The organism is Streptomyces scopuliridis RB72 (assembly GCF_000718095.1).
Classification (GTDB): Bacteria; Actinomycetota; Actinomycetes; order Streptomycetales; family Streptomycetaceae; genus Streptomyces; species Streptomyces scopuliridis.
Window position 1 is genome coordinate 50,104 of the sequence record NZ_JOEI01000002.1, and the last position, 11,681, is coordinate 61,784.

The 11,681-nt window shown below is 72.2% G+C and carries 10 protein-coding genes and 1 pseudogene; 3 read left to right on the plus strand and 8 right to left on the minus strand.

All coding sequences use genetic code 11. The features are described from left to right. Window positions 1-31: 31 nt before the first annotated feature. From IF11_RS37590 to IF11_RS41815, 5 genes are all read right to left on the minus strand, one after another. Entirely contained in the window at window positions 32-3,928 is a 3,897-nt protein-coding gene (locus IF11_RS37590) for a CHAT domain-containing protein (RefSeq protein WP_051745321.1), read from the minus strand. Window positions 3,929-4,357: 429 nt separating this feature from the next. Continuing rightward, on the minus strand, window positions 4,358-4,507 hold the full coding sequence (locus IF11_RS42865) for a hypothetical protein (RefSeq protein ID WP_157848396.1): 150 nt from the start codon (window positions 4,505-4,507) through the stop codon (window positions 4,358-4,360). A 204-nt stretch (window positions 4,508-4,711) separates the two neighbouring features. After that, window positions 4,712-4,978 (minus strand): hypothetical protein, encoded by a 267-nt coding sequence (locus IF11_RS0101540; RefSeq protein WP_030349525.1) that lies wholly within the window; start codon window positions 4,976-4,978, stop codon window positions 4,712-4,714. Window positions 4,979-5,060: 82 nt separating this feature from the next. Beyond that, window positions 5,061-6,263, minus strand: coding sequence for a cytochrome P450 (locus tag IF11_RS0101545; RefSeq protein WP_030349526.1), 1,203 nt, complete (start codon window positions 6,261-6,263; stop codon window positions 5,061-5,063). A 93-nt stretch (window positions 6,264-6,356) separates the two neighbouring features. Continuing rightward, window positions 6,357-6,602 carry an alpha/beta hydrolase gene (locus IF11_RS41815; RefSeq protein WP_420894577.1) on the minus strand — a complete coding sequence of 82 codons (246 nt, stop codon included), beginning with the start codon at window positions 6,600-6,602 and terminating at the stop codon, window positions 6,357-6,359. Here IF11_RS41815 and IF11_RS40645 point away from each other — a divergent pair. Next, entirely contained in the window at window positions 6,540-6,704 is a 165-nt protein-coding gene (locus tag IF11_RS40645) for an alpha/beta hydrolase (protein ID WP_157848397.1), read from the plus strand. The genes IF11_RS41815 and IF11_RS40645 overlap by 63 nt on opposite strands. Here IF11_RS40645 and IF11_RS0101555 read toward each other — a convergent pair. Beyond that, complete coding sequence (locus IF11_RS0101555) at window positions 6,692-7,642, minus strand: NAD(P)-dependent alcohol dehydrogenase (protein WP_030349527.1); 951 nt, start codon at window positions 7,640-7,642, stop codon at window positions 6,692-6,694. The two genes, IF11_RS40645 and IF11_RS0101555, sit on opposite strands and share 13 nt — an antisense overlap. A gap of 128 nt (window positions 7,643-7,770) precedes the next feature. Between IF11_RS0101555 and IF11_RS0101560 the strand changes: the two genes are divergently transcribed. Continuing rightward, a complete protein-coding gene (locus tag IF11_RS0101560; protein WP_030349528.1) occupies window positions 7,771-8,457 on the plus strand; it encodes a TetR/AcrR family transcriptional regulator in 687 nt (228 codons plus the stop codon). 115 nt (window positions 8,458-8,572) lie between these two features. Continuing rightward, window positions 8,573-10,006: a M20/M25/M40 family metallo-hydrolase gene (locus IF11_RS0101565; protein WP_030349529.1), complete on the plus strand. Its 1,434-nt coding sequence runs from the start codon at window positions 8,573-8,575 to the stop codon at window positions 10,004-10,006. A gap of 57 nt (window positions 10,007-10,063) precedes the next feature. Here the strand turns inward: IF11_RS0101565 and IF11_RS43080 are convergent. Both IF11_RS43080 and IF11_RS0101575 read right to left on the minus strand, forming a co-directional pair. Beyond that, window positions 10,064-10,621: pseudogene (locus IF11_RS43080) on the minus strand (DUF418 domain-containing protein); the annotation flags it as partial. A gap of 217 nt (window positions 10,622-10,838) precedes the next feature. Then, window positions 10,839-11,420, minus strand: coding sequence for a superoxide dismutase family protein (locus IF11_RS0101575; protein ID WP_051745322.1), 582 nt, complete (start codon window positions 11,418-11,420; stop codon window positions 10,839-10,841). Between the last annotated feature and the right edge of the window lie 261 nt (window positions 11,421-11,681).

Sequence of the window (11,681 nt, forward strand, 5' to 3'; positions counted from 1 at the left end):
CGGCGTCAACTCCGGCTGGACGGTCGGGGGGTCAGCGTCCCTGGTGGGTGTACGCGGCCCAGGCGTAGGTGTGGAGGTGTTCGGTGTCTGGCACCTGCGCGGCCATCAGCCGGCTCATTCCGGGGACGGGGGCGCGCTCCGGGTCGAGCATCCACAACTGCGCGGCGCGCAGGGCGCGTGCGGGGGTGACGCCCTGGGACAGATGGTGATGGAGCACGGTCATGAGCAGGCCGCCGGGCCGGTCCGGCACGTTCCAGCGCGAGCCGACGACACCGGTCGCTCCCGCGGTGAGGAAGGCGGTGGCGAGCGTGAGCGCCTCGTCATGGTCGCGTTCGCTCAGGTCGCTGAGGCAGGCGTTGAGTACGACCAGACCGCCGGGACTGCCGGGGCGGCGGCCCGCCGCCCGTTCGAGCACCCGGGAGATGGGGAGCGTCAGCTCGGTCCGCGCGACACGCTCGCTCTCCCTGGTCTCGCCGAAGAGCAGGGCCGAATCGAGCGGGACCTCTCGTGTGTCGGCGTGGCAGCCGAGATGGAGGAGGGAGGCCCCGGGCTCTCCCCTGCTGGGCAGGCAGGCGAGTACGCGCTCGGGCAGTCGGGCGTGTTCCTCGGCCGTCTCCGTCTCCGCCCCCAGGACGCGGGCCCGCGGGTAGTGGGCGTCGCGGATGCCCTCCGCCTCCAGGACCGGCCACAGGAGGTCGCCGCTGGGGTCGAGAACGATGACGGGGTCCTCGGCGGGCGGCAGTTGGTCGCGTCCGGCCGCCTCCGCGAACTGCCTGCCGCTGGCCGCGTAGGACACGACGGCGTCCTGGATCACATACCGGTGCCCCGCGGCGTCACCGGTGCCGGGGACCGGAGTGCGGGCCGCGTGCCAGGTGACCACACCGAGGGTGGAGCAGGGCACGAGCACCAGATGCGGCGCCCGGCCGCTGTCCCACTCCCGGTCCTGGTCCCGCTCCTGGCCTCGGTCCCAGGTCGCGATCTCGTCCAGCACCGGTCCCATGGCCGCCGGATACGCCCAGTCGCAGAGGTCTTCCAGCGCCGCCCGCCAGTCGGTTCCGACGCTCTCGCGCTCGGCGCCGCGGGCCCGGGAGAACGCCGCGCGGGCGGAGATGTACGAGCGGAGCGGACCGCAGGCCCGCTGCGCCAGTCCGGGCAGGGGTACGTGTACGACGCGGCCGTCCGTATCCACCAGCAGCGCGGCGCCGGGAGCCTCACTGTCCTCGGGCCCGTCCAGCAGGTAGACCAGCGCGTCGGCGTCCACGGCGGCGAGGGACTTCCCGAGCGCGGCCGGGGTGAGCGCTTCGTGCAGGCTGTGCCGGCCGTCGTGTTCGGCGAGCACGCCCAGTGCCTCCCGCCGCAGCTCGCTGGGGATCTCCCCTCCGGGCATGCCCTGTTCGAGGAGCAGCCGCACCGTACTGCGCAGACTCTCGGTCACGACGGCGTCCGGTGCGCCCTCGGACACGGGCGCGGAAGCGGAAGTAGCCAGGGGAGGCGCCGGAGGCAGCACCGGCGCCGGGCTGTCGAGTACGTGCTCGCGCCAGCGGTCGGCGAGGTCCGCCCGGCCGGCCGCCACCAGCCGGTCCGGGACGTCGGTCGCGGTGGTCGAGGCCCGCAGTACGAGCGCCCGCCCGAGTTCGAGCGCCTCCACGGCCGTGCGCGGATGCCCGTCCTCCAGGCTCCAGTGCGCGACGCGTACGGCCCTGCGCGCCGCGCCCCTGGCCGGGAGCAGTCCGTGGTGGGCGCCGCGCTGGAGCATCACCTCCGCGGCCACGGTCCGGATCACGGCGAGACCCGCGTCGACCGCGGCGGAGGCATCGCCCGCCGCGGGATCACCGCGCCGCCGGTATCCGTCGGCGAGGCCGTCCAGTACGGCCACGGCCGCGCTGGGCGGCGTATCGGGCCCCATCCGCTCCCGGGCGCGTTCCAGGTCGATCAGCGCCGTCGCCAGTACCTCCGGATCGTCGTTGAGCAGGTTCAGCAGCAGCCGGGCGGAGCCGAGGCCGGAGTGTCCCAGGAGGCGGATGTCCGCGGGGAGCCGCGACTCGTCCGCCATGAGCTCTTCCAGCAGGGACGTCCCGCGCCGCAGCTCGGCGGTGTCCCCGCGGACCGCCCCTCGCACCACGGCGGCCAGCCCGCCGAACGTCGCCGCCACCGGCTGGAGCCAGGGGATGGCGAGGTCGTCGCCGAGGGCCGCCTCGTCCAGGAGGTCCAGTGCGGCGGGCAGTTCGTCCCAGTTCTGGTTCGTCACGGCCTGTCTGAGCACGCCGAAGGCCGTGGCGATGCTCAGGGACGCGGGCCACAGGCGTGAGCCGTCGTTCCCGACGAGGGTACGGAGTTCGGCGAGCGCCTCGGCCGCGCCGTCGCCTTCCTCACGCGCACGCAGCCCCAGGGCGAGGGCCCGGAAGGTCTCGCCGAACTTCTGATACCTCGCGGGGCGCTTCACCGGCCGGTGCGCGACCGCGGCGCCGGTGGCGTGGTCCAGGAATATCCGTCCCGTCTCGGCGTCCTGGCGCGTGCCGTGCCGCAGATAGTGGTAGTCGAGCGTGCCGCCGAGCATCGCCAGTGCGGCCGGGGCGACGGGGTGCTCCGCCGGGATCAGTTCGGTGGCCCGCCGCAGATGTGCCAGGGCGCGCCGGCTGTCCTCCGTCTCTCCGGAGATCACGGCCCGGAGCATCAGCGAACCGCCCACCTGGAGATGGGCCATGCCGGGGTGGGTGTCGTCCGGGGCGAGCCCGGCCGTACGCTCCAGCACCTCGTCCGCGGCGTCCAGCGCTTCGGACAGGCCGTTCAGCGGCACGGCCCGGGGAGCGGGCGCGCCCTCGGGACGCCAGCGCAGCAGCGCGCGCACCCCGGCCACGACCGACTCGTCCACCAGCTCCGGGGAGCGGTGCCGCAGCGCCTCCAGGAACTGCCGCGAGCCGAGCAGATCCAGCACGGAGTCGTACCACGGGCTGTCTGTGGTGATCTCCGCCCTCGCCCTGGCCAGGACGGCGGACGCGGCCCCCAGATCCTCGTCGGTACCCGAGTCCGACGCCCGCTCCAGATACTCCTGTGCCAGTTCGCCGAGCAGCGCGTCCCGCAGGAGGTGTCCCGGGGGCAGGGTGTCGATCGCCGCCTCCAGCGCCGGGCCGGTCTCACCGGGGGCGCCGTCGGTGTGGCGGGACACCTCCAGGGCGGCCAGGTGCGCGAAGGTCTGGAGCTCGGTCCGGTTCGCCGCACCCTTGGGCATCAGCCCGATCCCCTGCTGGAAGAGGGGCAGCGATCTCATCAGCGAGAGCGGGTCGAAGGGCTGTCCGAGCGCCATGCGCAGGACCGGCACCAGCCCGAGCATGAGCTTCAGCGGGGCCCGGACGGGTTCCGGCCACCGCGGGCAGACGCTGCTGTACTGGAGATAGCCGATCGACTCGTCGAGGTTGGCGGTGAGCCGCGCCCGCACCGCGGGATCGCTCGGCGGAGCCTGCATCCATCGCCGGGCCGACTCGAAGTCGACAGGGTCGCCGAGTCTCAACTGCCGGGGCAGCGCGGGGAAGAAGAGCAACCAGCCGAGCCACAGCTGGGCGTAGTCGTGGTCCCAGGTGCCCGGCCGGGCGGTGTTGTGGACGCGCCGGAACACCGTCAGCGCGATCTCCCGCTCCTCGTCCTCACCACCGAACCGGACGTGCCGGATCATCAGTACGCTGCCGAGCCTGACGTCCAGGCGGAGGCGACGGGGATCGTCGAGGGGCAGCTCCCGGTCGGCCTCCATCAGAACGTCCCGCGCTTCCTGCACGGCCAGTTGACCGGCCTTCTCCCGTACCCGGTCGGGCGCGAGGGGATCGGCCCCGGCCGTACGGTCTCCCAGCACCAGGAAGCGGTCGGACAGCGCGATCCCCCAGTCGGCGAGTTGCCGCGCCCGCTCGACCGGGTCCATCCTGTGGATCTCCGTCATCGCGATCCTCCCTGCCGGTCGTCACTGACGTTCCGTCAATGACTCTTCACCGTAACGCCGTTGCCCGTGCCCGGGGGGGGTGATACCGCCACTCTGCGGTGCGGGAAGGCCGTACGGAGGGCAGCGCCCCGAAGACAACCGGAACGCGCCCCGAACGCGACCGGTGGCCGGCGGGGACGGTCCGCCGCGCGGTCCGGACGCACGCCGTCGCCGACCATTTGTTGTCCAAGCCTTTGATGTCGCCGGGCTTGGCAAGGAGGCCCTGCCGGAGCACCGTGTATCGCGACTGGGCGGCCGGGAGCGATCACACCGGACCGGGCTCGCGTACGTGCTTGTTGAGGGCCGCGCAGTTCACACCGCCATGGACGCGCTCGCCGAGGAGAAGCGGCGCCGGCCGGGCGAGGACTTTCCCTCTTACATGCTGGCCCCTCAGCCTCTGCTGACCTCCTCGGAGCTGGCCCACGAACTCACCATGCTCATGGGGATGATCTCCGACCACGCGGGCATCCTCATCGCGAACGCCGTCGTCGAGATCATCACCGGCGACGGCCGGGCGCGCGCGAGCCTGTCGGCGGGCATGATCCGCGAGACCGTCAACCATGTCGTCCTCCGGAAGCCTCCGTTGGCCAACTTCATGCCGCGCTTCCCGCTCAGGGACCAGCGGCTGGGTGAGTACGTCATCCGGGCGGGCGAGCCCGTATGGATCGCCACCGCCGCCACGCACGCGGACCTGCGCTCGGCGCGCGCGTGCTGGTCGCCCGGTCCGGCGACGCGCCGGCGGGGTCAGGGGGTGTCGCCCTGCCACTCCCACAGCCGCGGGTCGGCCGCGCCGGGACCGTACAGCGCGCGGCCCCCCGGCCCGTACGCGCCGATCTCCGTGGCCAGCGCGGCGCCTTCCCGCAGCTGTCCGGCCGTCCAGCCGGTGACATCGAGGAGCAGGCCGTCCAGCGGGCCGGCGACCAGCTCCCGGTAGACATGGCCGGGCCGGGGCCCCGGGTCCGGGTCGTCGTGGTCGGCGCCGTACACCCGCCGCCGTATCAGTTCGTCCATGACAGCCAGCGTCCCACCCACCACTGACACTGGACGAGTAAGTCCGAAGTCCCGCCGCGGGACCCTGCCGACAAGCCGTACCTCAGACCGCGACCGGCAGCCCTTCCAGTCCCCGGATCACGAAGTTCGGCTTGCGTACGGGCTCGGCGGCCGGCCGCAGCCCGGGGGCCAGCTCCAGCACCGCGGCCATGGACGCGGCCAGTTCGATCCGGGCCAGCGGCGCGCCGATGCAGTAGTGGATGCCCGCACTGAACGATATGTGCGGGTTGTCCCGGCGGGACAGGTCCAGACCGTCCGGGTCGGCGAAGACCGCCGGGTCTCGGTTGGCGGAGCCGAAGAGCAGGGCGACCTCGGCGCCGCGCGGCACGGTGGTACCGCCGATCTCGACCGGGTCGAGCACCCAGCGCTCGAAGAGCTGGAGCGGCGTGTCGTAGCGCATCAGCTCCTCGACGGCGGTGGGCAGCAGGGACCGGTCCGCGCGCAGGGCGGCGAGCTGTCCGGGGTGCCGGAACAGCGCGTACCACCCGTTGACGGTGGCGTTGACGGTCGCCTCGTGCCCGGCGTTCAGCAGCAGCGCGCAGGTGGCGACCATCTCGGCCTCGGTCAGCTTCTCGCCGTGGTCGTGGGCGGCGATGAGCCCCGAGATCAGGTCCTCGCCCGGCCGCTCGCGCCGTACGGAGATGAGTTCACGCAGATACGCGGAGAACTCCTGGGAGGCGACGACCGCGCGGCGGGCGGTCTCCTCCGACGGGTTCAGCTCGTACATGCCGACGATCGCCGCCGACCACGGCCGCAGCAGCGGCCGGTCCGCCTCGGGGACGCCCAGCATCTCGGCGATGACGGCGACCGGCAGCGGTTCCGCGACGGACTCCAGCAGGTCGCCCCCGCCCCGTTCCACGAGCCCCTCGACCAGCTCGGCGGCGAGCCGCCGTACGTACGGCTTGAGCTGTTCGACCGTACGCGGGGTGAACGCCTTCGACACCAGGCGCCGGATCCGGGTGTGGTCCGGTGGCTCCAGCTCCAGCATGCCGTGGTCGTTCAGCTCGTGGAACGGTTCATGGCCGGAGGGCGGCGCGGTCTTCCCGAACTCCTCGTGGCTGAACCGGTGCCCGTAGGAACGGCCCAGCCGCCGGTCCCTGAGCAGCGCCGACACGTCCGCGTGGTGCGGGACGAGCCATTGGTCGCTCGGCTCGTAGTAGTGCACCCGGCCGCGGGCGCGCAACTCGGCGTAGGCGGGGTAGGGGTCGGCGAGGAACGCGGTCGACCGGGGGTCGAAGTCAGGCATTCCAGGACGGTATCCGGCGTCGGGAGCGAAGACCAGTACGGTCCCGCGGCGACGGGCGGACTTACTCGTCCGGGGCCATGGGGCTGGCACCAGTCAACTTCGGCCGGCTGGCCGGATGTCAGGGAGCTGAGCGCGCTCCTGGCGTCGTCCTCGGCTCTTCCGCCTGATCCACGATCCGCCCGGTCCGAAGGAACACGATGCGCGTCGAAGGTGACCGTCGTACGCTCCGTGGGAGCGGAGGTCGGCCGTCACCAGGCGTGAGCCGGTGAGCCGGGCGTGCAGCGCCAGCGCTCCCTCGTAGGGGACGTTGTTGTCGCGCCGCGGCGCGGACTCGGTGATCTGCGGCCGGTCCCCTGCGCCGACCGCGCCGTCAGCGACTATCTGCGCGGCGGGCCGCTGCCCGCGGCCGATCTCGTCTGCTCCCCGGTTCACACCACCTGAACGACATGCTTGCCGCGGACACCGCCGACCTCCAGCGCGCGGTGCGCCCCGGCGATGTCCGCGAGCGGAAACACCGTGTCCACGACAGGGCGCAGAGCCCCGCTCTCCACATAACCGGTCAGCTCGGAGAGGAGCTTGTGCGTGGGGTTGCCGCTGAAGAACCGCACGCGCCGCGGACCGAACACGGTGGTCGCGAGGAGGTACGCGGCCGAGGCGAGGACATGACCGGGGTCGAAGGAGATGGACACCATGCGCCCGCGTGACGTGAGAAGGCGGCGGTACGGGTCCAGTCCGGTGCCGACGGTGTCCAGTACGACATCGAACGCGCCCAGGCCGGCCGGTCCTGTCGTCGCGTAGTCGAAAGCCTCCTCGGCGCCGAGGTCGCGTACGAAGTCGAGGTTCTTCGCACCGGCGAGCGCGGTGACCCGGGCACCGAGCGCCCGGCCGAGCTGGACGGCGACGCTGCCGACTCCCCCGCTCGCCCCGCGTACGAGCAGCCTCTCGCCCGGCTGGAGACGGGCCTTGTCGCGCAGGGCGGTGATCGCGGTCGTACCGACGCCCGGCAGCGCCGCGGCCGGCACGAGGTCGAGACCGGTGGGACTGAGGGCCAGCCGCCGGGGCTCAACCGCCACGAATTCGGCGGCACTTCCGATGCGCCGCAGCGGCATGACCCCCCACACCCGGTCGCCGGCCTTGGGCCCGGCCGGGCCGGAGGCCGGGGTGACGACCTCGCCGGCGAAGTCGATGCCCGTGCTCTTCGGGAAATTCCGGCCGCCGAGAAGCGCCAGCTTTCCGGCGCGCATGGCGAGTTCGCCCCCGTTCACGCTGGCGGCGTGGACGCGGACCAGCGCTTCTTCCGGCTTGGCGACGGGCACCGGGACCGTCGCCTCGTACAGCACCTCCGGCGGTCCGTACCGGTCGTACCGAGCCGCGCGCATCTCGCTCAAGGTTTTCCACATCCGCTCTGTCGGGCTCGCGCAGTGATAACTGGACGAGGTCTTCCACTTACCTGTCACGCTAACACGCCAAGTGAAAGACACCTTCCACTTGGGCTAAAGTGAGAGCCATGCCCGTTGAGTCCTCTCGGATACCGCGCGTTCCCAGCAGCGCCCCCGCGGCGGCGAGGGGGCTGCGCGCCGACGCCCGGAACAATCGCAACCGCATCCTCGACGCCGCCCGCGAGACATTCGCCGCGCTCGGACTCGACGTGCCGATGTCCGAGATCGCCCGCCGCTCCGGGGTCGGCGCCGCGACGCTCTACCGCCGCTTCCCTACGAAGGAGGCGCTGGTCACCGAGGTGTTCGCCGACCAGCTCAGCGCATGCGTGTCGGTCGTCGACGAGGCACTCGCCGACCCCGATCCATGGCACGGATTCTGCTCGGTCATCGAGAAGGTGTGCGCCATGCACGCCGTCGACCGGGGATTCACCGCGGCGTTCCTCTCCGCGTTCCCCGACGCGGTCGCCTTCGAGGAGGAACGCGTACGCGCGGAGCGCGGTTTCGCGGTGCTGACCCGGCGGGCGAAGGACGCCGGGCGGCTGCGTTCCGATTTCGCGCAGGCGGACCTCACGCTGGTCCTCATGGCCAACGGCGGCATCGCCACCGGATCGACCGAGGCGGCCCTGGCCGCGTCCCGGCGTCTTGTGGCCTATCTGCTCCAGGCGTTCCGCGCGGACCACGCCGACCCGGCCGAGCCGCTCCCGCCGGCGCCGCCGCTCGGCCTGCACCACGTGCACCGCCCACCGACGGCGTAGGGCGCCAACTGCCGTGTCGCACGGCGCGATCGCCGCTTGCCGACCTTGTGCCGCGTTGGCCTGTCCATGACCATGGAGCGCCGGATCACTGACGCAGCCGTGGAAGGGACTCGCCATGTCGCAGCACCCCGCCGGGATACCTCGAAGGACCGCCCTGTCCGCCACCGTCGCGACCGCCGTGGTGGGCGTTCCCGCACTGGCGTCGACGGCGTCGGCCGCCCCCGCTGCCGCGTCCACCGGGCGGGGAGCCGGAGACCGTCCCGTCACCGCCCAGTCCCCCGACCGGGAGTTGCGGGAGCTGCTCAAGGAGATCGACCGTGACCGGATCGAGGCGACCGTACGCCGGCTCGCCGCGTTCGGGACGCGGCACACACTGTCCTCACAGGACGATCCCGAGCGCGGGATCGGCGCCGCCCGGGACTGGATCCACGCCGAGCTGAAGCGGTACGCCGAGGCCTCCGGCGGCCGGATGACCGTCGAACTCCAGTCGTATGTGCAGGAGCCGGCCTCCCGGATCCCGGTGGCGACGCGGATCACCAATGTCGTCGCGACGCTGCGTGGTTCGGTCGACCCCGGCCGTATCCATGTCGTCTCCGGCCACTACGACTCGCGTGCCACCGACGTCATGGACGCCGTGAGCGACGCGCCGGGCGCCGATGACGACGCCTCCGGTGTCGCGGTGGCGATGGAGCTGGCGCGTGTGATGGCGAGACGCCGGCCCGCCGCGACCATCGTCTTCGCCGCCGTGGCCGGTGAGGAGCAGGGGCTGTACGGGGCCGCGCACATGGCGGAGCGGTTCAAGGCGGCGGGCGCGGATGTCCGGGCCATGTTCACGAATGACATCGTCGGCAGTTCCCGGGCCGACGACGGCAGCCGCGACCCTTACACCGTGCGGCTCTTCGCCGAGGGCGTGCCCACCTCCGAGACCCCGGAGGAGGCCGCCACCCGCCGCTCGATCGGTGGCGAGAACGACTCGGCGACCCGCCAGCTCGCGCGCTTCGTCCGGGACGTCGCGAGCAACGACGCCACGGGCATGGACGTCCGGGTGGTCTACCGCCGCGACCGCTATCTGCGCGGTGGTGACCACATCCCCTTCCTCGAACGCGGCTACAGCGCGGCCCGGTTCACCGAGCCCGCCGAGGACTTCGCGCATCAGCACCAGGACGTCCGGGTGGAGGACGGTCAGCAGTACGGAGATCTGCCCGAGTTCTGCGACTTCGGCTATATCGCCCGCGTGGCCCGCGTCAATGGCGCGGTGCTGTGGACGCTCGCCCAGGCGCCGGCGGCTCCGCGCGGGGTGAAGATCGTCACCAGCTCGCTGACCAACTCCACCGAGCTGGTGTGGGAGCCGGGGACCGAACCCGATCTGGCCGGGTACGAGGTGGTGTGGCGCGAGACCACCGAGCCGGAGTGGACGCATGTGATCAGGGCGGGTGGCGCGACGAGCCATACCGTGGACCTGTCCAAGGACAATGTCTTCTTCGGCGTCCGCGCGGTGAACCGGGCGGGTCATCGGGGCCCGGTGGCCTTCCCCGTACCTCAGCGCTGACCGGCCCCGTCCATGGGACAACCGCAGGGCGAAGCCCCGGGGCGCGCCCCGGGGCTTCGGTCCCGCGACATACCGGTCCAGGAAGAAGAGGTCCGGGCCCGCCGGCGACAGGGCGACGCTGAGCGGGAGTCCGAGGCCCAGGCCCCACGCCAGGAGGCGTGCGCGGATACGGCGTCCCGTGGCGTCGGAGCCGAACGCGCCCGCGCGGAAGAGCCGTACGCCCAGCAGTAACAGGAAGACGAGCAGGAAGTGCAACGTCCCCTCGGCGAACAGGAACAGCGCCCGCCATCGGTACCGGCCAGGCCAGGGCTCGCCGCGCCGGACCGCCGCGCTGTACTGGATGGCCAGGCCCACACCGAACAGGATCGTCAGCAGCGACAGGAACTTGCCATTGGCCAGCAGCCGCACCGTGCTCTCGGCCGCCTCCGGGAACGAGGCGAAGGACAACTCGCCCTGTCCGCTGCTGAGAACGGCCCATTCCGCGCCGGGGCTCGTGAAGATCCAGACGTTCGTCATCAACGTGCCCAGGATCGCGACGCCCCGCATCACATCGAGCAGCGGAAGACGGGCAGGCCGGCCGGGCGTCGTGGCCGGAGAGGGCAAGGTCTCGGTCATGCGTTCATCGTCCGGGCGCGTCCGGCCGATCACGTCATGACCGCAGACGAACAGCCGCTACATCGAAAGATGTACGGGTCCCGCCCGCGGTGTCGACGGCCGGGCGGACACGGCCGTCGCGGTGACAACACCCCCCGCCGCGCGGGCCGGTGCGCTGTGCACGCGGCCGGAAAGCCTCAGGGGGCATCCCGCGCAGCGTGGCGCCCTCTCGGCCGCCTCAGACGAAGGGCACCGTAAGACAGGCGAGCCTGGCCCCCGCGGTCCCCGCCTCGCCCGGGTCCGTCATCGTGCCGTGGTCGTGGATCACGACGGAACGCGCCTCGCCCCGCCGGAAGCCCCAGTCGTGCGTGGACTCGGCGACGGCCCGGCCCAGGACGTCGGTGGTGAAGTCCAGCCAGACCTCATTGGCCGCGTTCGCGTAGGCGGGGTCGGTGGAGGGCTGGTGCGGGTCCTTGATGTGCTGGTAGTGCGGTCCCGCGTCCTCCGGGGCGCGGCCACAGGGCTTGGTGTGCACATGCGCCCCGTACATACGGTTCGGGACCAGGCCGGACACGGCGAGCCCGACCCCGGTGGTCCTGGCGCCGGTACGCTCGACGACGGTGACATGCGCGCCCACGGGCACCTTCCTGTCGTACGTCACCGCGTCCGGCGGAAAGTACGGGGACGGGGCCAGGAATCGGCCTTCCGCCCACACCGTGGGGGAGCCGCCGCCCTGCGCCGATGCCACCATGGGCGGCATCGCGAGCAGCGCGGTGACAGCGAGAACGGCTGAAACCGAAGTCTTGGAACGGAACGTCACGAGCGGCCTCCTTCGACGGGTCTGATCACCATGTCAACGGAGAAGGGCGGGCCGAGGATGTGCGCGAACCCGAACGGATCCAGCCGAATAAGGCCGACCGTCGGCTGGCGCGGGGACGGATGACTGTACCTTTCCCTAATCCGGATCGTGCTATTTGCGCGCAGGACCCCGGTATCGGCCTACCGCTAGGCTCCGCTCAATGCGCTCCCCATACTTCGTTCTCCGACGCTTGGGCGCGGCGCGGCGTCGCTATGGAGACGG

Bases quoted from the DNA above. Each gene is read 5' to 3' on its own strand.
- IF11_RS37590 (WP_051745321.1), bottom strand. From the start codon at position 3,928: ATGACGGAGATCCACAGGATGGACCCGGTCGAGCGGGCGCGGCAACTC.
- IF11_RS0101565 (WP_030349529.1), top strand. From the start codon at position 8,573: ATGTCGCAGCACCCCGCCGGGATACCTCGAAGGACCGCCCTGTCCGCC.
- IF11_RS0101560 (WP_030349528.1), top strand. From the start codon at position 7,771: ATGCCCGTTGAGTCCTCTCGGATACCGCGCGTTCCCAGCAGCGCCCCC.
- IF11_RS42865 (WP_157848396.1), bottom strand. From the start codon at position 4,507: ATGCCCGCCGACAGGCTCGCGCGCGCCCGGCCGTCGCCGGTGATGATC.
- IF11_RS0101545 (WP_030349526.1), bottom strand. From the start codon at position 6,263: ATGCCTGACTTCGACCCCCGGTCGACCGCGTTCCTCGCCGACCCCTAC.
- IF11_RS0101555 (WP_030349527.1), bottom strand. From the start codon at position 7,642: ATGCGCGCGGCTCGGTACGACCGGTACGGACCGCCGGAGGTGCTGTAC.
- IF11_RS0101540 (WP_030349525.1), bottom strand. From the start codon at position 4,978: ATGGACGAACTGATACGGCGGCGGGTGTACGGCGCCGACCACGACGAC.